The 22,387-nt window shown below is 66.3% G+C and carries 26 protein-coding genes; 6 read left to right on the forward strand and 20 right to left on the reverse strand.

Annotation, left to right across the window (positions count from 1 at the left end; all coding sequences use genetic code 11):
* Nucleotides 1-108: 108 nt before the first annotated feature.
* The 11 genes from KYE46_RS16365 to KYE46_RS16415 form a co-directional block, all read right to left on the reverse strand.
* Entirely contained in the window at nt 109-882 is a 774-nt protein-coding gene (locus KYE46_RS16365) for a SapC family protein (RefSeq protein WP_219002135.1), read from the reverse strand.
* Between the two features lie 47 nt (nt 883-929).
* Nucleotides 930-2,300, reverse strand: coding sequence for a TolC family protein (locus KYE46_RS16370; RefSeq protein WP_219002137.1), 1,371 nt, complete (start codon nt 2,298-2,300; stop codon nt 930-932).
* Nucleotides 2,301-2,647: 347 nt separating this feature from the next.
* A complete protein-coding gene (locus tag KYE46_RS16375; protein ID WP_219002140.1) occupies nt 2,648-3,688 on the reverse strand; it encodes a phosphotransferase family protein in 1,041 nt (346 codons plus the stop codon).
* Nucleotides 3,685-4,896 carry an acyl-CoA dehydrogenase family protein gene (locus KYE46_RS16380; protein ID WP_219002142.1) on the reverse strand — a complete coding sequence of 404 codons (1,212 nt, stop codon included), beginning with the start codon at nt 4,894-4,896 and terminating at the stop codon, nt 3,685-3,687. Before KYE46_RS16380 ends, KYE46_RS16375 begins: the two co-directional genes overlap by 4 nt.
* 105 nt (nt 4,897-5,001) lie before the next feature.
* On the reverse strand, nt 5,002-5,427 hold the full coding sequence (locus tag KYE46_RS16385; RefSeq protein ID WP_428845092.1) for a c-type cytochrome: 426 nt from the start codon (nt 5,425-5,427) through the stop codon (nt 5,002-5,004).
* A 17-nt stretch (nt 5,428-5,444) separates the two neighbouring features.
* Entirely contained in the window at nt 5,445-6,746 is a 1,302-nt protein-coding gene (locus KYE46_RS16390) for a multicopper oxidase family protein (protein ID WP_219002146.1), read from the reverse strand.
* Nucleotides 6,743-7,606 (reverse strand): copper resistance D family protein, encoded by an 864-nt coding sequence (locus KYE46_RS16395; RefSeq protein WP_219002148.1) that lies wholly within the window; start codon nt 7,604-7,606, stop codon nt 6,743-6,745. Before KYE46_RS16395 ends, KYE46_RS16390 begins: the two co-directional genes overlap by 4 nt.
* A gap of 4 nt (nt 7,607-7,610) precedes the next feature.
* Nucleotides 7,611-7,955 (reverse strand): copper resistance CopC family protein, encoded by a 345-nt coding sequence (locus KYE46_RS16400; protein ID WP_219002150.1) that lies wholly within the window; start codon nt 7,953-7,955, stop codon nt 7,611-7,613.
* A 10-nt stretch (nt 7,956-7,965) separates the two neighbouring features.
* Nucleotides 7,966-8,409 carry a c-type cytochrome gene (locus KYE46_RS16405; RefSeq protein WP_428845064.1) on the reverse strand — a complete coding sequence of 148 codons (444 nt, stop codon included), beginning with the start codon at nt 8,407-8,409 and terminating at the stop codon, nt 7,966-7,968.
* Between the two features lie 62 nt (nt 8,410-8,471).
* Nucleotides 8,472-9,221 carry a glutaredoxin family protein gene (locus tag KYE46_RS16410; RefSeq protein ID WP_219002153.1) on the reverse strand — a complete coding sequence of 250 codons (750 nt, stop codon included), beginning with the start codon at nt 9,219-9,221 and terminating at the stop codon, nt 8,472-8,474.
* Nucleotides 9,222-9,242: 21 nt separating this feature from the next.
* Nucleotides 9,243-9,710, reverse strand: a complete 468-nt coding sequence (locus KYE46_RS16415) for a DUF305 domain-containing protein (protein ID WP_219002155.1) — start codon at nt 9,708-9,710, stop codon at nt 9,243-9,245.
* Nucleotides 9,711-9,844: 134 nt separating this feature from the next.
* Here KYE46_RS16415 and cueR point away from each other — a divergent pair, with 134 nt between their 5' ends.
* Nucleotides 9,845-10,228, forward strand: a complete 384-nt coding sequence (cueR, locus tag KYE46_RS16420; protein ID WP_219002157.1) for a Cu(I)-responsive transcriptional regulator — start codon at nt 9,845-9,847, stop codon at nt 10,226-10,228.
* Here the strand turns inward: cueR and KYE46_RS16425 are convergent.
* Entirely contained in the window at nt 10,225-10,542 is a 318-nt protein-coding gene (locus tag KYE46_RS16425) for a DUF2218 domain-containing protein (protein WP_219002159.1), read from the reverse strand. The genes cueR and KYE46_RS16425 overlap by 4 nt on opposite strands.
* A 135-nt stretch (nt 10,543-10,677) precedes the next feature.
* Here KYE46_RS16425 and KYE46_RS16430 point away from each other — a divergent pair, with 135 nt between their 5' ends.
* From KYE46_RS16430 to KYE46_RS16445, 4 genes are read left to right on the forward strand one after another with little or no spacing between them, the layout of a single operon-like run.
* On the forward strand, nt 10,678-11,577 hold the full coding sequence (locus KYE46_RS16430) for a siderophore ABC transporter substrate-binding protein (RefSeq protein ID WP_219002161.1): 900 nt from the start codon (nt 10,678-10,680) through the stop codon (nt 11,575-11,577).
* The gene (locus KYE46_RS16435) at nt 11,578-12,522 is read left to right on the forward strand and encodes an ABC transporter permease (RefSeq protein WP_219002163.1); all 945 of its coding nucleotides are present in this window, start codon (nt 11,578-11,580) and stop codon (nt 12,520-12,522) included.
* On the forward strand, nt 12,515-13,459 hold the full coding sequence (locus KYE46_RS16440) for an iron chelate uptake ABC transporter family permease subunit (RefSeq protein WP_219002165.1): 945 nt from the start codon (nt 12,515-12,517) through the stop codon (nt 13,457-13,459). Before KYE46_RS16435 ends, KYE46_RS16440 begins: the two co-directional genes overlap by 8 nt.
* Nucleotides 13,456-14,217, forward strand: a complete 762-nt coding sequence (locus KYE46_RS16445) for an ATP-binding cassette domain-containing protein (protein ID WP_219002167.1) — start codon at nt 13,456-13,458, stop codon at nt 14,215-14,217. Before KYE46_RS16440 ends, KYE46_RS16445 begins: the two co-directional genes overlap by 4 nt.
* Here KYE46_RS16445 and KYE46_RS16450 read toward each other — a convergent pair.
* Nucleotides 14,214-15,047 carry a siderophore-interacting protein gene (locus KYE46_RS16450; protein ID WP_219002169.1) on the reverse strand — a complete coding sequence of 278 codons (834 nt, stop codon included), beginning with the start codon at nt 15,045-15,047 and terminating at the stop codon, nt 14,214-14,216. The two genes, KYE46_RS16445 and KYE46_RS16450, sit on opposite strands and share 4 nt — an antisense overlap.
* Before the next feature lie 235 nt (nt 15,048-15,282).
* Between KYE46_RS16450 and KYE46_RS16455 the strand changes: the two genes are divergently transcribed.
* Entirely contained in the window at nt 15,283-15,594 is a 312-nt protein-coding gene (locus KYE46_RS16455; protein WP_219002171.1) for a MocE family 2Fe-2S type ferredoxin, read from the forward strand.
* A 24-nt stretch (nt 15,595-15,618) separates the two neighbouring features.
* On the opposite strand, the gene KYE46_RS16460 is transcribed toward KYE46_RS16455, so the two are convergent.
* The 7 genes from KYE46_RS16460 to nagB all read right to left on the reverse strand — a co-directional run bounded on the left by KYE46_RS16460 (nt 15,619) and on the right by nagB (nt 22,382).
* Nucleotides 15,619-16,674, reverse strand: coding sequence for an ornithine cyclodeaminase (locus tag KYE46_RS16460; protein ID WP_219002174.1), 1,056 nt, complete (start codon nt 16,672-16,674; stop codon nt 15,619-15,621).
* A 9-nt stretch (nt 16,675-16,683) separates the two neighbouring features.
* Nucleotides 16,684-17,610: an arginase gene (rocF, locus tag KYE46_RS16465; RefSeq protein ID WP_219002176.1), complete on the reverse strand. Its 927-nt coding sequence runs from the start codon at nt 17,608-17,610 to the stop codon at nt 16,684-16,686.
* Nucleotides 17,611-17,684: 74 nt separating this feature from the next.
* Entirely contained in the window at nt 17,685-19,061 is a 1,377-nt protein-coding gene (locus tag KYE46_RS16470) for an FAD/NAD(P)-dependent oxidoreductase (protein WP_219002178.1), read from the reverse strand.
* Nucleotides 19,051-19,362 (reverse strand): (2Fe-2S)-binding protein, encoded by a 312-nt coding sequence (locus KYE46_RS16475; RefSeq protein WP_219002180.1) that lies wholly within the window; start codon nt 19,360-19,362, stop codon nt 19,051-19,053. Before KYE46_RS16475 ends, KYE46_RS16470 begins: the two co-directional genes overlap by 11 nt.
* Nucleotides 19,328-20,446: an NAD(P)/FAD-dependent oxidoreductase gene (locus tag KYE46_RS16480; RefSeq protein WP_247716867.1), complete on the reverse strand. Its 1,119-nt coding sequence runs from the start codon at nt 20,444-20,446 to the stop codon at nt 19,328-19,330. Before KYE46_RS16480 ends, KYE46_RS16475 begins: the two co-directional genes overlap by 35 nt.
* 27 nt (nt 20,447-20,473) lie before the next feature.
* A complete protein-coding gene (nagA, locus tag KYE46_RS16485) occupies nt 20,474-21,613 on the reverse strand; it encodes an N-acetylglucosamine-6-phosphate deacetylase (RefSeq protein WP_219002184.1) in 1,140 nt (379 codons plus the stop codon).
* On the reverse strand, nt 21,600-22,382 hold the full coding sequence (gene nagB, locus KYE46_RS16490; protein ID WP_219002187.1) for a glucosamine-6-phosphate deaminase: 783 nt from the start codon (nt 22,380-22,382) through the stop codon (nt 21,600-21,602). Before nagB ends, nagA begins: the two co-directional genes overlap by 14 nt.
* Nucleotides 22,383-22,387: the final 5 nt, after the last annotated feature.

Consider the following 22,387-nt stretch of genomic DNA (forward strand, 5'->3'; position numbering starts at 1 on the left):
GGGCCAAAATCGGCCCAGATTATCGATACATTCCAGTCGTTTCCCGACCCTTTTTGTCTTTGGTGCAGCGCGGCAGACCCCAATGTCCGCCGCACCGCGCGTGGCATCCTAGTGGACGCCGGCAACCTCTTGCGCCTCTTCGGGAAGGCCCATGCCTTCCACCAGCGAGGCGGATTTCGTCACGATGGACTCGACCTGCTGCATCGACAGCAGGTGCATCTGGATCATCTCCAGATCACCGGTGCGGAACATCTGCACGATCTGCTCGTCCGAGATCGCCCGGAACTTCTCGGCCGAGACGCGCAGGAAGCCCGTCACACCGCCCCGTGTGCCGTTGTTCAGCGTGAAATCGACCCGCGCCTCTTCCAGCAGGTCGGCCTCTTCCAGACGGTCACAGAAGGCCTGCGTGCGGTTGAACGTGGCCTGATATTCCTCGGCGAAGCGCAGGACCGTGCGCAGGTAGGAGGTCTCCTGTCCTTCGGAGTCGAACATCCGCTCGCCCTTGCCATCGCTGTTGAGGCCCTCGAAGCCCTCGTCGATGCACAGGGTCATCTGGTCCGAGCCTTCCTGCACGGCGAAAACGAAGGGGTAGCGGCGGAAGAACGCGGGGACGTAGGAGCCCGTCCAATTGTTGTCCTCGTCCACGAAACCGTTGCGATCCTGCTGCGTGCCCAACAGCGCGAGGCTGACCAGACCGGTGTCCGTCTTGGCGAAAACGATCGGCGCCTCGGAACAGATGCGCGAGAATTCGACGTCCACGATCGGAACGGAATTCACCTCTTTCGCGAAAGCGAAGGAGGTGATTTGGCGGATGGACATGTCACGGTGCGTTTCGCGGTTCACTGGAACGACATTGTCGTAGATCATCAATTGTTTGGTCATTGGGTTCCTAGGTTACTCTAACGTTTTTATGTCCCGTTCAGGTCGGCTCAGCTGCCCCGGAAATCACGGGACAGGGTATCCACATCCAGCGCCCCGAAGAGCGCGAGGATCTGCGCCTGCAACTGCACCACCCGCAAACGGGCAATCTGAGCCTGCAAGGCAAGTGTGTCACGACGAAGGCGCGCTTCCAGTGCGGCTTCCGGCCCGATCCGCCCGGCGTTTTCCTGCTGGACTGCGGCGCTCAACCGGCGCTGCGCGGCACCGGCTTCGGAGCCGATGGCATTGACGGCGCGCAGGCTGGATTCCAGCGCGGAGGTCAGACCCTCGTAGCGGCGCTGGCTCAACTCGGTGATCTGCTGCACCCGGAGGTTCGCGATCTCGAGCCGGGCTTCCGCCTCGCGCACGCGGCTGCGGCGGGTGCCGCCCTCGTAGATCGACCAGTTCAGATCGACGCCCAACTCGGTCGACTGCACGTTGGAGCCGCCACCGAAGAGCGACCCTTCGGTTTCCTCGTTCTCGAACTCCAGCGTCACGTTCGCCGTGGGCCGGAACGAGGCCCGCACGACTTCAAGCTGACGCTCTGCGACCGCGACTTCCGCGCGGGCGACCTGGATCGCCGGAGACAGCTCCAGCAACCGGGCGGCGCTGAAGGTGCCGACAAGATCGTTGTAGGAGGGAATGCCAACGGAGGCGCCGGCATAGGCCACGCCGGTCACGTCCGAGCCGGTAAAGCGATAGAGCTCGAAGAGCGCGTTGGTCAGGTCCAGATCACGCTCGGATTCAACGACGCGGGCTTCCAGCACGTCGCCCTGGGCGCGGTACAGCTGATCGGCCTCGAGCCGGCCTGCGTCGACCTGCAGGCGGATGTCCTGCTCCAACTGCGCACGGGCCCGCACGAGGATGCGCGCCTGCTCGACCCCGATCTGGCTGCGGGCCACATCAAGGTATGCGTTGATCAACATGCCGGACAATTCGTTGCGTGCGACGGCGGCCTGGGCAGAAACCAACTCGGCCTCTGCGCGCGCCAGGGGAAGGGCGCGGAAACGGACGGCGTCGTAGAGCGGCTGGCGCACCGAGAAGGTGACGCGGGTGGTCGGGTACTCGGACGAGCCTTCCTGGAAGGTGCCGTTATCCTGGCTGAGGATTTCCTGCTGCGTGTTGATGTACTGGATCCGCAAGCCGACGCGGGGACGTCGCTCGCCGCGGGCCTGCTGGACAAGCTCAGCCGCAACGTCGAGTTCGAGATCAAGGATCTGGTACTGCACCTCGCGGTCCAGCATCCGCTGGTAGGCGTCGGTCAGCGTGACTGTCTGGGCATCAGCGGAAAAAGCGCCGAAACCGGCGATACAGGCTGCGGCCGCAACGACCCCCACCTTGCGGGCAATCGCTTTCGCCGCCGCGCTTGCATTCATCAACATTCTGTCCCCCCGAGAATCCAATGCGGTTTTGTTCACATGCGCCTTGTCGCTAGGTCAAGTTTTATTAAGGAAACATTAAGTTACACAGATACATCTGTACCGAAAATGACGCACCGAACTTGGCGGTGCTCTCATCTTGAGCGCATCTTGAATGCCTCTACGGCAAACACTTACCCATAACTCAGTGATTCCGCGAAGCTTGACGTAACGGAAACCTGTCCGCCGCCAGATAAGGATTTTTGAATAGTGGGGTCGAATTTGGCTTCCCCGCCGTGGGCTGGAAAAATGAGCGTTTCAGGCGAGGAAATACACGCGTTGGCGGCATACCCATTCCATGGCGCGCGGCGCTAGAGACCCTTCGGGCCGCGCGTCGCGACCACTTCCATTGCGAGGTTTGCAAGCACGGGAACCGCCTTGCCGTATTGCTGCCCCGTCTGCGCGTTCGAGGCGTTGCCATCGAGCGACCGGCGGTAAACGCCCTGTAGGATCGCGGCGAGGCGGAAGAAGCTGAAGGCGATGTAGAATTGCCAGTTGGCGATCTCGGGCAAACCCCGGCGCTTACAATATTGCGCGACGTAGGCGGCCTCAGACGGTATCCCCGTCGCCGCGCGGTCCACGCCGCCCAAACCCTTGAACGCCCCCTCATTGGGGAGCCGCCATTGCATGCACTGATAGGCGAGGTCCGCGAACGGATGGCCGAGGGTCGACAGCTCCCAGTCGAGCACGGCGGCAACCTTGTGCGTTTCGGGATCGAAGATCATGTTGTCGAGCCGGAAGTCCCCGTGCACCAGCCCCGAGCGTCCGTCATCGCCGGGCAGATTGTCCTCCAGCCACCCGATGAGCTGGTCCATGGCGGCAATCGTCTCGGTCTCGGACGCGCGGTATTGCCGGGTCCAGGTGGCCAACTGCCGCACAAAATAATCCCCTGCCCGGCCGAAGTCGCCAAGGCCGACCGCCCCGGGGTCGACGTCGTGGAGCGCGGCGAGCGTTTCGTTCATCGCGTCATAGACCGCCGTGCGCGCGGTGTGGGAAAGCCCAGGCAGCGCCGGGTCCCAGTAGATCTTGCCCGCGACGTGGCTCATCACCACGAACATGCGCCCGAGCGGGCCGTCTGCATCGCTCACGGCAAGGATGCGCGGGACCGGGACAGCCGTGGCGGCCAAGGCGCCGATGATCCGCGCCTCGCGGTCGACCCGGTGCGCGCCCTTCAGCAGCTTGCCGGGCGGCTGTGCGCGCAGCACGAAGGTGCCGCCGCTGGCGTCGACCCGGAACGTCGGGTTCGACTGCCCGTCGCCAAACTTCTCGAACCCCTCGCAGCGGCCGAGGCCGGGCACGTTGGCCTCCAGCCAGGGCGCGAGCGCCGCGATCTCCGGGGGCACCACGCTCATCCCGCTTGCCGCGCACGCAGGAGCTGCTTGGCGAGGCTGTTCTGGTGCACCTCGTCGGGGCCGTCGGCGATGCGGATGGTGCGCGCGTAGGCGAAGGCCTCGGCGAGGAAGCTGTCCTGACTCACGCCCATCGCGCCATGGGCCTGGATCGCACGGTCGATCACCGTCTGCGCCATCTGGGGCACTACGATCTTGGCCATGGCGATGAGGTCGCGGGCGGCCTTGTTGCCCTCGCGGTCCATCTTGTCGGCGGCAGCCATGGTCAGCAGGCGCGCCTGCTCGATCTCGCAGGCCGAAAGCGCGATGTGCTGGCGGATGATGCCCTGTTCCGAGAGCTTCTTGCCGAAGGCCTCGCGGCTCGAGACGCGGTCCAGCATCGCCTCCAGCGCCCGCTGCGCGCAGCCGATCAGCCGCATGCAGTGATGGATGCGCCCCGGCCCAAGGCGCCCTTGCGCGATCTCGAACCCGCGCCCCTGGCCGAGCAGCATGTTGCTAGCGGGCACCCGCACGTTGTCGAAAACGAACTCTGCATGTCCGTGGGGCGCGTCGTCCGAGCCGAAGACCTTCATCGCCCGAATCATCTTCACGCCCGGCGTGTCCATCGGCACGAGGATCATGCTCTGCTGCTTGTATTTCTCCGCCTCGAAGTCGCTTTTCCCCATCACGATCAATATCTTGCAGCGCGGATCGGGCGCGCCCGTGGCCCACCACTTGCGCCCGTTGATGACGTAATCATCGCCGTCGCGCAGGATCGAGGACTGCACGTTGGTCGCATCCGAGGAGGCCACGTCCGGCTCGGTCATGCAGAAGGCGGAGCGGATTTCTCCGGCCAGCAGCGGCTCCAGCCAGTCGGCCTTCTGCTGCGCGGTGCCGTACTGGATGAACACCTCCATGTTGCCGGTGTCGGGCGCGTTGCAGTTGAACACCTCCGGCCCGATGATCGAGCGGCCCATGACCTCGGCCAACGGCGCATAATCGAGGTTGTTGAGCCCCGCGCCGTGCTCTTCATGGGGACACCAGAGGTTCCACAGCCCCTCGGCACGCGCCTTGGCCTTCAACTCCTCCATGATCGGGGGAATGACCCATCGGTCGTCCGAGGCCTCGACATAGGCGTGGTATTCATGCTCGGCCGGGATCACGTGGCGCTCCATGAAATCCGCAACGCGCTCTTTCAGTGCCGCCGTCTTGGCGTTGAGTTCGAAATCCATGCCGTTCCCCCCGGTTAACCGCCGTCGTTCGCGGCCTGTCGTCCCAGTAATGACCGAACTGGCGGCAGATGCCAGCCGCAACCGTGTCGCCAAGCGCTCCGCCGGTTAGTCCTCTTCGTGCGGCGGGTTGCGGCTTGCCTGAACCTCCTGCACGTCCTGAGGCCAGGTCGAGCGGATATAGGCGAGGATGTCCCAGATCTCCGCCTCGCTCAACACGTCGCCAAAACCCATCATGCCGCTGTTGAAGCCCAACACGCCGCGCCGCTCCAATGCCGCGGCCCCGCCGAGGTTGACGTAGTCGAAAAGCAGTTGGTTGTCGTGGTGCCACGTATGCCCGGTGCGATCATGGGGCGGCGCGGGCAGCACGCCGTCACTCCCCGGCGTCTGCCAGTCGGGCTGTCCCTGAAGCTCCGCGCCATGGCAGGCGGCGCATTGCGTGGCGTAGAGCGCGCGCCCGTTCTCGATATCGCGATCCTCCAGCTCGTGGTCCGCAAAGGCCGTGGCAGGCAACAGGCAAAGCCCGAGAGACATCCAGAGACGCAGTGACATCAGACGACCTCCACCCATGTTTTCATTCCCTCCGCCTGATGGCCGAGCATATGGCAGTGGAACATCCAGGCCCCGGGATTGTCGAACACGCAGATGATGTCCCGGCTCTCGCCCGCATTCACAAGCGTCGTGTCGCGCAGCGCGCCGAGGCTGCCGCCCGCCTCGACCTCGTGGAAATGGTGCCCGTGCAGGTGAATGCCATGGGGGAAGGCCGTGTCGTTGACGAGCGTGATCCGCGCGGCCTCGCCCCGCGCAAAACGGGCGAACGGCGTATCGGTGAGGCCGGACGTTCCGTTGAACGACCAAAGGCCACTCCCCCCGTGGCGCCCTCCCATGGCCCCGCCCTCCATCGAGAGGGTCAGGGACTGGTCCGGTGTCGCCGGAGGCATCGCGGCCCGCGCTCCGGGCAAGGGTCCGATCGGCTCGGATATCGGCGCGGGGTTCTCTCCCGTCATGGCGATCCGACCGATCTCGAAAGGACCCTCCCGCGTCGGCACGGAAAGCGCGACGTCGCCGGTGACATTCGCGATGATATCGACCCTTTGTGCAGGCGCGATCACGAGGTCGGCGATCGGCTGCGGCTCAGGCAGGGGGCGTCCATCCAGCGCGACGATGAAGCCATCTGCACCGGTCAGCTCCAGCGGGAAGATCCGCGCCGTCGCGGCATTGATCAACCGCAACCGCACACGGTCGCCCTGCCGTACCGAGGTCTCCGAGGCCATGGCACGCGCGAAGTTGCCCAGCCGCCCGCCGTGGGAGGCATCGTGCCGATTGTCGAAGTCCTCCGCCAGCGCGCCCGTCCGCTCAAGCCGCCAATCATCGATGACCACGGTGATGTCACGGTCCACGGCGGGCGGTGAGGCCTCTTCCACGATCAGCGGGCCGTAGATCCCGCGCTCGACCTGTTCCCATGATCTGGCATGGGAATGGTACCAATAGGTGCCGGGATCAGGCACGGTGAAGTCATAGTCGAAGGTCTCGCCATCGGCGACGATCTCCTGTGTCAGTCCCGGCACCCCGTCCATGGCATTGTCGATCCGGATGCCATGCCAATGGAGTGCAGAGCCTTGACCGGATTGATTGTCGAACCGCACCGACAGACGCTCTCCCTCCCGCAGACGCAGGGTCGGGCCGGGCGTGCTGCCGTTGAGCCCGAGCATCCGCGTCGCGGGCTCCGTCTCCGGCAGGATCTGGGCCATGACCGGCTCAGCACGCAAGACCTGCGGTGTGGCCAGCGCGAGTTTGGGCAGCAGAACGGAGGCCGCCGTAGTGGCAAGGAATGTACGTCGGTGAAGTTTCATGTGGGAACCGCGAAAACAGAGGTGAGAATTGAGGTGGCGAGGAGGATGGCCGCGAAGACGCCCCATTCCACGCCGATGGTCCGGGTCAGGTGGCGCGCCGCGCGCGGGTCGCCCGCGTGAAGGCCGGGTACGAACCGCAGCTTGTTGGCCGCCGCAAGCCCGAGGAGAAGCGCCACCAGCGCGATTTTTGCCAGCAGCGTCAGGCCGTAGCCTGACCCGACCAGCGCGACGAGCGAGCCCACGAGCCGCCAGCCATGGATCAGACCGGCAAGGACAAGCACCGGCACGACCACCGAGGCGATCTTGCCAAACCACTCACCAAGGGCGGCGGCCGCAGGCCAGGTTCTGGCCTCTGACGCCATGCGCTGCAACGGCCACAGGATTCCGATCCAGAAGGCGATGCCCAACAGATGCGCCAGCAGCAGGAGTTGCGCCCAAAGCGCGTCCTCCGAGACATGGCCGATCGTCGTGAAGGACCAAAGCGCCAGCGCCACGCCGATGAGCGACAGGAGCTTGCCGGTCGCGCCCATGAAAAGCCCGGCCATGATCGCCGCCAAGCCGCCAACCCGCAACGCCAGCGCGGTGCCCACGGGCGTCTGCCACAGGATGCCGAGGATCTGCGGATCGGTGATGCCGCTCGCATCTCCGGTCAAGGCCGCCCCCCGCAGGGCAAACGACGCGACGGCGAAGGCTATGCCCGCAAAGGCCAGGGCTTCCACGATGCGGCGCAGGCTCCGGTCGGTGCATTGCAATTCGGCGGCGAAGACCGCGCGCACGATCATCATGCCGCTCGCCGTCAGAACGCTCAGGTAGAGGCACAGTTTGACGATGATTTCGGCGAGGCCCCAGACGTCCGGCACCGGATCACTCGACGTCGAAGGAGAAAGAGCCCTGCACGGGATGCCCGTCGATGCCCAGTCCGCGCCATTCGATCAGGTAGCTGCCCGGTCCGACCTCGGTCAGCGGCACGGCGAATTCGGTGGTGAAGCTCTGCTGATCGCCGAGGTCCAGATCCTCTGCATCCGCGTCGTCGCGGATCAGCTCGACCCGCGTCATCCGCAAGGCATCGTCGAAGCTGAAGGTGATCTCTTCCGGCGCCGTCTCCATGACATCGCCATCGGCGGGGAGGGTCGTCATGTCATCGCTGTGGGCAAAGGCCGCGGCGCTCGAAAGGACGAGGCTCGCCGCTGCAAGGGTAAATAGGTTCATTAGGTCTTCCTCAGTTGATCCCGTTGGCTTCCTGAAGCTCGCGGATATAGGCCACGACCATCGCGACATCGCCGCGCGTCAGGCCCGACACGGGTGGCATGTTGCCGAATGGCCAATGGTGTTGCTGGACGCCCGCAGACACGGCCCGCTGAAAGGCCTCGTCCGCGTGGTGCGACGGCTCGTAGATAATGTGGACCAGTGGCGGCGCCAGCCCCTCGCGGCCCACCGCGTTGACGCCGTGGCAATCGGCGCATTGGGCGTTGAAGATGGTCTCGCCAACCGTGGCGTTCTCACCCAGTTGGTCGGGTATCGTGATGTCCACCAACGGGGCGCCAGCCGCCGCTGCATTCTCGATCCCATCTGCCGGCTCATGGGCGGGGCGGGCCCAGAAGGACCACATCAGCGCCGCGCCCATGATTGCCAGTACCGGCACCGCCCAAATCTTTCTGTTCACTCTAGCCTCCATCTGCTCAGGGGACTCGCTTAGAGGTTCCCCCTACTGGAGGGTCAACAGAGCTACACTAACGCTTTCGTGAGCATCCACAGCGCCATGCCGATCATCATCAGGTTCTCGGTCAGCGATACGAACCCGAGCGGCACATTGCTGCCGCCGCCGACGCAGGCGCATTTCAGCTCGCGCTTGTCGATGTAGACGGCCTTAAACACGCTCACGGCGCCGATCCCGGCGGCAAAGAGCGCCGCGGGTGCCGAGATGAACGTCAGCACGCCGGCCATCATCAACAGGCCCGCCCCGGTCTCGATGAACGGATAGATATACCCCCACCGCACCCACCGTTGCGCCAGCAGGTCGTAGTTGAGGAACATCGTCGCGAAGCTCTCGAGGTCCTGGAGCTTTTGCAGGCCGAGCAACACCATGGAGATCGAGATGAACCATGCCAGCGTCTGACCGGCCAGCACCTGCCCCATCGTCAGCCATGTCACCGCGACAGCCATCAGCGCGGCGACCGAGAAGATCGCGATCACCGGTTGATAGGTCGTCTCATCCTCCCCCTTCACCGACTTGCCGAAATACTCCGCCAGATCGTCGTAGCCGCCGATCCGCTCGCCGTCGATGAAGGTCTGCGGCGTGGTCTTGACGCCGTGCTTTTCCTTGAAGGCGTCCGTCTCTTCCCGCGTGCTCAGGTGATGGTCGTCCACCGTGAAGCCATTGCGCTCCAGCAGGTCCTTGGACTTCAGGCCATAGGGACAGAGGTGATCCTCCATCACCATGCGGTAAAGCGTGGCGGTCTTGGTATTCTCGGACATCGGTGTCTCCATTTCTTGGGCCTACGAACCGGTGAGGTCCGCAATCAGGGCGTTCATTTCGTCAATCTCGCGGCGTTGGGCTTCGATGATCTCCGAGGCCAGTTCCTGCACCCGGGGATCGGAAATCTCGGCGCGTTCGCTTGTCAGGATCGCGATCGAATGGTGCGGGATCATCGCGCGCATCCAGCTCACGTCCTGCACCGTCTCCTGGCTGCGCACGAGCCAGAGCGCGCCGGCGAAGATCACGATGGAGCCCACGTAGATCGCCGTGTTCATTGCCTTGTTGCGATACATGCCAAGCATGAAGGTCAGCATCACCACGGCCATCACCGCGCCCATCACGAAGGCCATGTAGAATCGCGTTTCGCTGAAGAAGACGTGATCAAAGGCATAGGTGTTGAGGTACATCAGACCGAACATCACCGCGGTCGATGTGCCGATCATTGCAAAGAAGCGGCCGTAGGCCTTCGAGTTGTCATGTTGTTCCATCTGAGCCTCCATTCAGGTTGAGTATTCGGTCAACAACTTTCCAGCGTGGGAAGGTTCCGCCGCAATATCCCCCTTGTTTTATGGCTGTTCGAGAGGTAATGCTTCCAGTTACTGGAAGGTCAAGGAGCAACGCGATGAATATCTCCCACGCAGCGAAAGCGGCCAGACTGCCGGTGAAGACGGTCCGTTATTACTCCGATATCGGGCTGGTTGCGCCCAAGGGGCGGACGACCTCGGGCTACCGGCTCTACGACGATGCCGAGGTGCGCCGCCTCACCTTCATCCGCCGCGCGCGGGAGTTTGGCTTCAGTCTTGATGAGTGCCGCGAGCTGCTCGACCTCTACAGCGATCAGAACCGCTCCAGCGCCGATGTGAAGGAGCTGGCCTCGCGCCGGCTGGAAGAGATCAAGCAAAAGCAACGCGAGCTGCAATCGCTCCACGATGAGCTGTCACACCTCGTCGATGCCTGTGCGGGCGACGACCGCCCGGATTGTCCGATCATCGACCGTTTCGGCTAGGCCACCCCGTCGAGCGATGCGACGCCCTCCGGCTCGGACCAATCCATCGCGGTGAAGGCCTCGCGGAAGGCGAAGGTCTTCAGGTGCACGTCGATGATGTGGCGCGCGGTCTCCAACCCCTCCACCGTTTCGGCAGTGATCTCGACCCGCAACGCGCCGTCTTCGGCCAGCATCAGGGTCGGGCCGGGCGGCAGGGCGGCGCGGCCGATATTGTCCTCGACGCTCACCTCGACCTTGTGGCTGAAGTGCTTGCAGAGCTGTTTCATGTAGCGTTTGCCGTGGTCTGTCCTGAATATGCCGGTCTGCCGAGCCATGGCCCCCTCCAAATCTGACTGTTTCTATCAAGATAAGGTTGCACTCCCCTGCCACCTTCGTCTACCCCTTCGCAAAATTGGTAGCCGCCGCCACCCCTCACCCCCCCCCGAACTCATCCCGTGAGAGGACCTGGCATGACCCTTCGTATCCCCACCACACTCGCCTGCATCGCCTTGGCAACAACCGCCGCCAGCGCGGAAGAGGTGAGCGTTGACACCTATCTGGGCGAGGCGCGCGTCGCGACCGCGCCGGCCACCATCGCCGTGCTGGACGCAGCCGCCATCGACACGATCAGCGCCCTCGGCGTCACCGTCGATGCCGTGCCCGCGATGCCCGCCCTGGCGCATCTGACCGAGGCCATGGCCGACGCCGCGCGCGTGGGCAGCCTCTTCGAGCCTGATTTCGAGGCGCTGGCCGTCCTGAACCCCGATCTGATCATCGCCGGTGGCCGGTCCTCCCGGCAGGTGGAGCCGCTGTCCGAAATCGCACCGACCCTCGACATGACGATCTGGGGCGGTGACATGGTCAATCAGGCGCAGGCCCGCCTGTCCGCCTATGGCGCGATCTTCGAGCGTGAGGCGCTGGCCGCCGAGCTGTCCGAAGCGCTTCTCACCCGCGTCGAGGAAGCCGCCGCCGCCGTCGAGGGCCAAGGCAACGCGCTGATCCTGCTGACCAACGGCGGCAACGTCTCGGCCTATGGCGACGACAGCCGCTTCGGCTGGCTGCACACCGCGCTCGACCTGCCCGAGGCCTACCCGGACCTGACCGCCGAGACCCATGGCGAATCTGTCTCCTTCGAGTTCATCGCCGAGGTTGACCCGGATTGGATCCTCGTGATCGACCGGGCCGCTGCCATCGGTCAGGACGGCGAAGCCGCTGCCGCGACGCTCGACAACGCGCTGGTGGCCAGCACCACCGCGGCCGAGGAAGACCAGATCATCTACCTCAGCTCCGGCCCGCTCTACCTTGCCGGTGGTGGCGTTCAGTCGATGATGCTGACGCTGGACGAGATCATCGCCGGTTTCGGTGAGTAAATGACCCTGAGGCTCGGCATCCTGGCGGGGCTTCTCGCCCTCGTGATGGCGAGCCTCTCGATCGGCGCGGCCAGCCTCTGGTCGGGCGATTTCGACGCGGCATGGCTGATCGCCGTCAGCCGCTTCCCCCGCACCGCCGCCGCCCTGCTGACCGGGGCCGGGCTGGCGCTTGCCGGGGTCATCATGCAGCAAAGCGTCCAGAACCGCCTTGTCGAGCCGGGTCTGACCGGCACGCCCGAAGCGGCGACTCTCGGCCTTCTGGCAATCACCCTCATCGCGCCGGGCACGGCGGTCATCGGCAAGATGTCGGTCGCCGCCGCAAGCGCGCTGGCTGGCACTTTCGGCTTCCTCGCATTGTCGCGCTTCGTCCCGCGGCAGGACCCGATGCTGCTGCCGCTAGTGGGCATCATCTATGGCGGCATCCTCGGCGCCGTGGGCCTCTGGTTCGCCTGGACAACGGACCTGCTGCAATTCGTCGGCATCGCCATGTTGGGAGACTTCTCGGGCGTCATGCAGGGGCGCTACGAGCTGCTCTGGATCATCGCCGCGCTCTCGGCGCTTCTGTTCCTGATCGCGGACCGGATCACCATCCTTGGCCTCGGAGAGGACTACGCCCGCTCGCTCGGGCTGAACTACTACCAGACGCAGATGCTCGGGCTGGTCATCGTCGCCGTGACCGTCGCCGTGGTGGTGGTGACGGTGGGCGCGATGCCCTTCGTGGGCCTGATCGTGCCCAACCTGATCTCACGCTGGCGGGGCGACAACATCCGCGCGAACCTGTGGATCGTGGCGCTGTCCGGCGGCGCGCTGGTGCTGGCCTCCGATGTCGTCGGCCGGGTCGTGCGCTACCCCTACGAGATCCCCGCCGCCACCATCTTCGCCGTCTTCGGCGCGGCGGTCTTCCTGTGGCTGCTCTATGCCCCGGCGAGGCGGCAGCATGGTTAAGACACGCCTGATCCCGCTGGCGCTCCTGCTGGCCGCGCTCTGCGCCCTGTTTCTGCTGTGGAACCTGCGCGCCCCGGTGAGCTTCATCCTGTCGCTGCGGTTCGAGAAACTGGCCGCCCTGCTGCTTGTCGGCGCCGCAACGGGGGTGGCCACGCTGCTGTTCCAGACCGTCGCGCAGACACGGCTTCTGACGCCCGGCATCGTCGGCTTCGACGCGCTCTTCGTGTTCCTGCAGACGACCCTTGTCTTCACCCTCGGCGGCATCGGCTACGTCACCCTCCCGCCCTTCGCGGCGTTTCTGGCCGAGGCCGCCATCCTGATCGTCGCCGCCGTGGCGTTGTTCGGGATCGTCCTGCGCAAGGGCGCGTCGGACCTCGTGCGCGTCGTGCTGACCGGCGTGATCTTCGGCATCCTCCTGCGGGGGCTTGCGAGCTTCATGCAACGCATTCTCGACCCCTCGGAGTTCGCCATCGTGCAGCAGGCGAGCTTCGCCTCGTTTGCCTCCGTCGAAGCGGATCAACTGGGCGTCGCGGCGCTGATCCTCGGCGCTTGCGTGGTTCTGGCCATGGCACTGGCCTCGCGGCTCGACGTCGCCGCCTTGGGCCGCGACACGGCGCGCTCGCTCGGGCTGCATTATGACAGGTTCGTCCTCGCGGTGCTCGCGCTCGTCGCGGCGCTCGTGGCCGTCTCGACAGCGCTCGTCGGACCGATCACCTTCCTCGGCCTGCTGGCCGCGAGCCTTGCGCACGCGCTGCTGCCAACCCACCGCCACGCGCTGCTGATCCCTGCCTCCGGGCTGATCGGCGCGATCATTCTGGTCGCTGGCCAGTTCATCTTCGAGAGGGTCCTCGCCATGAGCTCCACCCTCGCCGTCCTGATCGAATTTCTCGGCGGTCTCTTGTTCCTGATGCTGATCCTGAGGAGGCGCACGACATGATCTCGGTGCAAAACCTGACGCTGAGCCTTGAGGGCCAGCGCGTGTTGAAAGACGTCTCCACCACCCTGCCCGATCACGGCATCACCGCGATCATCGGCCCGAACGGCGCGGGAAAGTCGACGCTCCTGCACAGCGTCGCGGCGCTGCGTGCGCCCGACAGCGGCTCGGTCACGCTCAATGGCGCGGATATCCATGCCACTCCGGCCGCCGAGCGCGCGAAGCTTCTGGCGATCCTGACCCAGTCACAGCCGCAGATCCCCCGCCTCACGGTGCGCGATCTTGTTGCGTTCGGACGGTGGCCGCATCACCGGGGCCGCCCCGGCCCCGAGGATCACGCGCTGGTCCATGCCGCGATCTCGCAATTCGAATTGCACCGGATCGAGTCGGCACAGCTCGATACCCTCTCGGGCGGGCAGCGTCAGCGCGCCTATGTGGCGATGGCATGGGCGCAGGGCACGCCCTACATGCTGCTGGACGAGCCCCTCAGCGCGCTCGACCCGCGCGTGAGCCGGAGCATCATGAGCCGGCTCCACCAGATCTCGCGCCCCGGCCGGGACACCCGCGCTGTGGTCATCGTGCTGCATGATCTGCAAATCGCCGCCCAATGGGCCGACTACGTGGTGGCCCTGAAGGACGGGGAGCTTTTCGCCGAAGGGATCGCCGGCTCGGTTCTGGCAGACGCGCCGCTCAGCGCGCTCTACGACAGCGAGATCAGCGTGCGCCCCTTGGACGACGGACGGATCGCGGTACTGACCTAGGAGGCCAGCTTCGCCTCAGCCGCCGCGGCCTCGACGTTCTTCACCTTCTGGTGCTCGTCCTCGGCCAGCCCGATCCGCCAGTAGCCCGAGGCATAGACGTCCCCGCGCGGCAGGGCTCGGTCGCCGCGCAGGTGCAGGCGCAGCTTGCGGATCACGCCGGTCTCGCCGGCCACGAGGGTCTTGATGCGCCCCTCGGGCAGGGTCAGCCCTGCGATCATCTCGGTCGTCTGGGCCGATTCCACCTCCGGGTCATCGTGGATCAGCCAGTGCTGCTCGATCCCGGCGGGGGCGTCGATCTGCTGGCGGTCCGCCGCGCTCAGTACTTCGAAGATCGCGATGCCGCGGGCATCTTTGGGCAGGGACTCCAGCCCGGCCGCCGCGACGGGCAACGCCGACATATCCGCCGCGATCAGGTAGTAATCCGCCGTGTGATCCGTCAGCTTCGGCGCGCCGGGCCCGGCAAAGCCCACGGTATCTCCCGGTTTGGCCCGTGCCGCCCATGCAGAGGCCGGGCCGTTGTCGCCATGGGCCACGAAATCGACGTCGATCTCGCAGCGCTCGGGCCGCGCATGGCGGATCGTGTAGGTGCGTGTCGTGGGCTTCGGCCCCTCTGCCATCTGCCGCGCCAGCGCCGCCGCGTCCTGCCCTTCGGCGGGCAGCATGATCTTGCAATGACCGCCGGCGACATCCGCATCGAGCAGGGCCATTTCAGGCCCTTTCAGCGTCACGCGGATCATGTTCGGCGTCACCCGCCGGACCGCGCTCACCTCGAGGATGCAGGAGGTCCGTTTAGGCGCGGCGGCCTTTTGCGGGGTCATATCGTTCGGCATAGGTGGGTCCTTTCATGTGCGAGCCCGAGCCGTCACCCGATACTCCGAAGGTTTCCCGCTTCTTATCTGACAAAAATACTCAAGATCAAGGCCCCCGGCGATTTCGAAGCGGACTGCGCATGCCATTCCGGGCCTAACCTCAAGTTTCCCTTGCAAGAATTTCGCGCCTGACCCTTGCCCTTTCCAAGGCATCCGGACACCTTGTCGCAAAGCCACCCACCACCCGGAGGAAGCCATGCCCACCTGGATCGACGCCTGTGCCACCGACGATATCGAGGAAGAGGACCTGATCCGCTTCGATCATGACGGCCGCACATTCGCCATCTATCGCAGTCCCGAGGACGAATATTTCTGCACCGATGGTCTCTGCACCCACGAGCAGGTGCACCTTGAAGACGGGCTGGTGATCGAGCACACCATCGAGTGTCCCAAGCACAACGGCCGCTTCGATTACCGCAGCGGCGAGGCGCTGCGCTCTCCGGCCTGCGTGAACCTCGGCACCTACCCGGTGAAGACCGAAGGCGGGCGCGTTTTCATCGAGGTCTGACGCCCTCGTTTGCCGCGGCGCGCCCTAGTCCGGCGCGGCGCGTTGCAGCATCCCGAAAAGGTCGCGCGGGTCGTCGGGATCAGCGATGATGTCGAGCTCCTGATAGAACGGGTGCTCCGACAGCTTGTCGCGCAGGTAGCGCAGGGCCGAGAAATCCTCGATCGCGAAGCCGACGCCGTCAAACAGCGTGATCTGCCGGTCGTTCACCCGCCCCGGCGCGGTGCCGCTGATCACCTGCCACATCTCGGTGACTTCGAAATCCTCGGGCATCTGCTGGATCTCGCCTTCCACGCGGGTCTGCGGCGGGTATTCCACGAAGACGTCGGCACGGTTGAGGATGTCGCGGTGCAACTCGGTCTTGCCGGGGCAATCGCCGCCGATGGCGTTGATGTGCTGGCCGTCACCCACGAGGTTGTCGGTCAGGATCGTGGCATATTGCTTGTCGGCGGTGCAGGTGGTGATGATCTGCGCGCCTTCGACCGCCTCTTCGGGCGTGTCGCAGGGCACCAGCGTGAAGCCCTGCCCTTCGAGGTTGCCCACAGCCTTGCGCGTCGCGGCCGGGTCGATGTCATACATCCGCAGCGTGTCGATGCCGACGATGGCGCGCATCGCCAGCGCCTGAAATTCCGACTGCGCGCCATTGCCGATCAGCGCCATGGTGCGCGCCTGCTTCGGCGCAAGGTGGCGCGCCACCATCGCGCTGGTGGCCGCCGTGCGCAGGGCCGTCAGCAAGGTCATCTCGCACAACAGTTCCGGATAGCCCGTGTCGACGCGGGCCAGCAGGCCGAAGGCGGTCACGGTCTGCAGGCCGACCTTGGTGTTGCTCGGGTGGCCGTTGACGTATTTGAAACCGTAATCCTCCCCGTCCGAGGTCGGCATCAGCTCGATCACCCCCTCCGCCGAATGGCTGGCGACGCGCGGGGTCTTGTCGAAGTCCTCCCACCGGCGGAAATCATCCTCGATGTAGCGGGCGAGGTCCTTCAGCATGGTCTCGATGCCGATGGAATGGACCAGCTTCATCATGTTCTCGACGCTGACGAAGCGGATATAGGCGAGTTCGGAGGGCAGCGGTGCGGGCATCGGGAAACCTCAGGAATGGCTGTGGGTGCGGCGGTCGAACACGCGCCGCCCGAAGAGGGAGGCGGCAAGGTCCACCATCAGGTTCGCGGTCCGACCGCGATCGTCGAGGAAGGGGTTCAGCTCCACCATGTCGAGCGAGGTGACGAGGCCGCTGTCGTGCAGCATCTCCATCACCAGATGCGCCTCGCGGAAGGTCGCGCCGCCCGGCACCGTGGTGCCCACGGCGGGGGCGATGGAGGGATCGAGGAAATCCACGTCCAGCGAGACATGGAGCACGCCGCCCGCCGCCTCCACCCGGGCGAGGAATTCCGACAGGGGCGCGGCGATGCCGCTCTCGTCGATCTGGCGCATGTCGATGGCGGTCATGCCCGCTTCGGTGATCGAGGCCCGCTCCGGCGCATCGACCGAGCGCAAGCCGATGAAACAGACGTTTTCCGGCGGCACCGGGGCCTTCAGCTCGGGGAAACCCTCGAAGCCCGCCTGTCCAGTGACATAGGCAATCGGCGTGCCATGAAGGTTGCCCGAGGTGGTCGTCTGCGGCGTGTTGATGTCGGGATGGGCGTCGAGCCAGAGCACGAACTGCGGCTTGCCTTCCCGCTTCGCATGGGCCGCGACGCCCGCCACGGTGCCGAGCGACAGGGCATGATCGCCGCCAAGGAAAATCGGAAAGCCGTGCGCCATCGCGTCCTCGGCGGCCTCGGTCAGCAGGCGGGTCCATTCGATGGTTTCCGCAAGGGCATGAACCTCGCCGGTCGGCGCATTCTCGACCCAGACCGGCCCCGGCACGTTGCCGCGATCTTCCGATTGCCAGCCCAGTTCGGCCAGCGTCTCGGCAAGGCCTGCGGTGCGGTAGGCATCCGGCCCCATGACACAGCCGCGGCGGCGTTTGCCACAATCCATGCCCGCCCCGATAAGGATGCAGTTCTGCGTGCCCATGATGCGATCTCCCAACTCAACAGCGGCTCCCGCCACAGCGTTGCACCGTCTCTGCGACACCGCAACACCCGGCGTCAGTCAGAGGGCGGTTGACCTTGCGCCAGAGCGGCCATTTCGCCGAGGCTCACCGGCTTGATCGGGCTGCGGGTACGCGGCAGATCCGGCGTGCCGCCGCACTCGGCGATGATCCCGCGCACGGCCAATTCGCACATCCGGCCCTGGCACGGCCCCATGCCCGCGCGGGTCGCGGTCTTCACCTGCCGCGGGCCCTGCGCGCCCTCCGCCACCGATCGGCGGATCTCCTCGGCGGTGACCTCCTCGCAGCGGCAGACGATGGTCTCACCCACCGGTGCCAAGACCTCGGCGGGCGGGGCGTAGGCCGCGTCGAGGAAGGGCCGCACGGCACGGGCGCGCTTCAGGACCACGCGCACCGGCTCGGCGCGGGCCTCGAACACCTTGTCCGAGAGCTTGCCCGCCAGTCGCAGAATATCCAGCGCCGCCAATTCGCCCGCGAAGGCCGCGGCCTCGGCGCCGGCAATCCCGGCTGCGTCGCCCGCAATGTGAACACCGGCCACGTTGGTCCGCCCCAGGGCGTCGACCTCGGGCTGGTAGGCCTGCTGCGTCTCGTTCCACCGGTGCGAGACGCCTGCCGCCCGGCTCATATGCGTCGAGGGCACGACGCCGTGATGGGTCAGCAGAAGCGGCGCCGTGATCTCCTGCGCGCGCCCCTTCGCGGTGAATCGGAAGGTGACGTCGCCGCCCTCCCCCTCCTCGGCGCAGAAGTCGCGCGCGCCGGTAAATCGCGTGACGCCGGCCGCCCGGATGCGCCGCAGCAGGCCGAGACCCTTGACCAACACCGGCGAGCAGCGCAGCGCGCCGGGCAGATGCCACGCGGCCCGCGCCATCATCGCCTTTGTCTGGGTCTCCACCAGCGCCACCGGCGGCGCGCCCGCATGGATCAGCTGCAAGGCCACGAGGTAGAGCAGCGGCCCCGAGCCTGCGAGGATCGCGCCACGGGGCAGCATGCCGGCGCTTTTCATCAGGATCTGCGCCGCGCCCGCCGACATCACGCCCGGCAGGGTCCAGCCCGGAAACGGCACCGGCCGCTCCTGCGCGCCGCCCGCCAGCAACAGGGCGCGGCCCGCGCTGACATGGGTTTCCCCATCGCGCGACCAGAGCACACGCGGCCCGTCCTCGATCCGCCAGACGCGCGCGTTGCCCTCGTAGGTGATCTCCGGCGCCTCCATCGATGCGATCAATCCGGCACCGGCCGCGTAGTCCCGGCCCAGATAGCCCGCGGGCGAGGCGTCGAGGCCCCTATATATCTGCCCGCCGGGACGCTGCTGTTCGTCCAGCAGCAGCACCCGCGCGCCGTTCTTTGCCATGGTCCGCGCGGCAGCCATCCCGGCGGGACCGGCGCCGACGATGATCAGATCGACCTCATCCGTCATGGCGCAATCCCCGCAACCCGTCCTGCCGCCGCACGGCCATGCCCTCCCGGACCGGGATCAGGCAGGCCTGCACGTTGGGGCGGCCGTCGACCTCCACGAGGCACTCGAAACAGACACCCATCATGCAATAGGGCGCCCGCGGACTGCCCGAGGCCGTGGTGCGCGTTGCCGCGCCGGTATGGGCGAGGATCGCGACGGCCAGCGTGTCGCCATCGCGCGCCATGACGGGCTCTCCGTCGAGGGTGAAACAGACCGTGCCGTCCGCCTTAGGCGGAGGCAGAAAGCGCGAAGCGATGCTCATCGAAGGCCTCCAGATCCGGGGCGGCGGCTGTATCCTCCAGCCAATCCGCGAGTTTCGTGCCATGGAATGCCGCAAGGGTCACGCCACTGTGGCAGGTGACCATGGCCGCCGCGGGATGGGCGGCAGAGCGGGTGTAGACCGGATAGCCATCGGGCGACATCACCCGCAACGCGCCCCAGGCGCGCAGCACGCGCACATCGGCCAGCGCGGGCAGAACCGTCACCGCGTGCTGCGCCAGCCCGGCCATCATCTCGCGGGTCTCGCGGTCGTCGGGGCCGACCTCGGCCTTCGTGCCACCGATCTGCAAACCGCCCTCGTCCACCTGCCGGATCGTGCTGGACAGGAACGGCAGGCGGGTCTCCAGTTTCTCGGTGATCAGCAACTCGCCCCGCTGTGCCCGGACGCGGGTGGCAAACCCCAGTTGCGCCGCCAGAGGGGCCGCCCCCAACCCGGCGCACAGCACCACGCGCGGGGCATCGAGCCGGCTGCCATTCTCCAATGCCATCTCGAAGCCCGAGGCCACGGGCGTCACTTTCTCCACCTTGGCACCCTGCACGATCTCACCACCCAGCGCCGTGACCGCGACCCGCAGGCCGCGCAGCAGGCGGAGCGGGTTCACATGACCATCGAGCGGACAGAACGTCGCCCCGACCACCCCCGGCCCGATCTCCGGGAAAGAGCGGCGCAGGTCGTCGCCCGGGATTACCTCGTGGCTGAAGCGGTTGCCGAGGGTCGCCTCCTGCGCCTCCAGATCCGCCTTGAAGGCGCTGAACTCATCCGCTTCCGTGAAGAACTCGTAGCCGCCCGACTGGTCCAGCGCGAGGTCGATGCCACTGGCCTCCTGCACCTCCGCGGCGAAATCAGGCCACAGCGCCACCGCGTCGCGCGATAACTGCGCGTAGGGCGCGAAGCCCGCCCCCTTGCCCTGCAACCAGACCAGACCGAAGTTCCCCTGCGAGGCGCGCAGATCACTGTCGGCCCCGTCGAGCACCCGGACGCGCCGCCCCGCGCGCAACAGGCCAAACGCGGTGGCAAGCCCCACCACGCCGCCGCCGATGACCGTGATCTCTGCCTCTCTTCTCACCAACGCCTCCCCTGTCGTGATCTGCCCTCAGCCTTGGAACAGCGTCCCGTCCACCATGACGGCCTGCACCTCCAACGCCTCGTTCAGGCAGGTCAGCGAGGCTCGGTAGCCCGCCGCGATCCGGCCCAGCGAGTCCTGCAGGCCCAGCGCCTCCGCCGGGATGCCGCTCGCCATATGCAGAGCGGTCGCCAGATCGGCACCGCAATGGGTCACCATGTTGCGCACGCAGGTGATCATGTCGACATGGGCGCCCGCAAGCCGTCCGGTCTTGTCGGTCAGCCGGTCCCCGTCGAGGGTGATCGCCTTGCCGAGCAGATCGAACCCCTGCGATTGCCCGGCCAGTGTCAGCATCGCGTCGGTCACGAGGCACAGCCGCCCCTCCATCTCGCGCGCCGCCAGCGCGACGTTGCGCCAATCGACGTGGTGGCCGTCGACGATGATCCCGGCATAGAGCTTGTCCGAGAACATCACCGCCCCCACCACCCCCGGCTCGCGCCCGGAAAGCTGGCTCATCGCGTTGAACAGATGCGTGGCGCCGCGCAGCCCCGCGGCCTCGGCCGCCGCGATCTGGTCGGCACTGGCCGCCGAGTGGCCGGCGAAAACATGAACGCCCGCCTGCGCCAGCCGCGAGATCACGCCGGGGTCGTGGCACTCGGGCGCGAGGGTCAGGAGCACGGGCATGTCCGCCGCAGCCGCCTCGACCGCGGCGATGTCGTCCTCTGCCATCACCCGGATCGCCTCGGCGGGGTGGATGCCGGGCCGCTCGGGCGACAGGAACGGGCCTTCCAGATGCACGCCGAGAACGCCGGGCAGGCGCTCGGCCATCGCCTCGCGCACCGCGCTGATCGCGGCGCGGTAGCTCTGCCCCTCGGCGGTGATGAAGGTCGGTAGGACATGGGCCGTGCCGCCCTCGCGCGCACCGGCGGCGATGGTCGCGGCGGCCTGCGCCGTCGGCTCGAAGTTGAACTGCACATCCGCCGCGCCGTTGATCTGCAGGTCGATGAAACCGGGCGCGACCAGATCATAGGCGGGCAGACCGGACGGCGCCTCCGCACCCGTCACGCTCTGCACCACGCCGTCGCGCATCTCCACGATGCGGTTCTCCAGCGGCGCAGCCCCGCCGCCCGCATAAAGCCTGCGCGCGAAAATGCGGTCAGGAGTAGTCACTCTCTCGTCCTCCCGGATGAACGTGATGGTAGTAATCCGTCAACTTCAACCGGCTCGCGGCAGCCTCATCAAGGATAACCGTCGTCTGCGCGTGCATCTGGAGCGCCGAGGCCGGGCACATGGCGCTGACCGGCCCTTCGATCATCGCCGCCGCGGCCTCTGCCTTGGACTCGCCCAGCGCCAGCAACAGACAGGCTCGCGCCTCCAGAATCGTCGCGATCCCCATGGTGATCGCATATTTCGGCACCTCTTCATCGGTATCGAAATACCGCCGGTTGGCCTCCAGCGTGCTGTCGGTCAGCGTCTTGATCCGGGTCCGCGACCCGAGGCTCGAGGTCGGCTCGTTGAAACCGATGTGGCCGTTCTGCCCGATCCCCAGAAGCTGCAGGTCGATGCCGCCGGCCTTGGCGATCCGCGCCTCGTAATCCATCGCCTCGGCTTTCGGGTCGATCGCGTCACCGCGCGGCAGATGTGCGCGCATGATCGGCATGTCCGTCAGGTCGAACAGCGCCTCGGCCATGTAGCGGTGGTACGAGCCGGGGTGATCGGCGGCGAGGCCCACGTATTCGTCGAGGTTGAACGACGTCACCCCCGTCATCGAGAACTCCCCCGCCTGATGCCGCTTGGCCAGTTCCGCGTAGAGCGGCAGCATCGTGCCGCCCGTCGCCAGCCCGAGCGTGCAATCGCTCCGCGCCCGGACCTGTGCGGCGACGATATCCGCCGCCCGCAGGATCGCGGCTTCCTTGGAGGGAAGGATCAGAACTTTCATGCCGA

The sequence above is a fragment of the Gymnodinialimonas ceratoperidinii genome, from assembly GCF_019297855.1.
Taxonomy (GTDB): Bacteria; Pseudomonadota; Alphaproteobacteria; order Rhodobacterales; family Rhodobacteraceae; genus Gymnodinialimonas; species Gymnodinialimonas ceratoperidinii.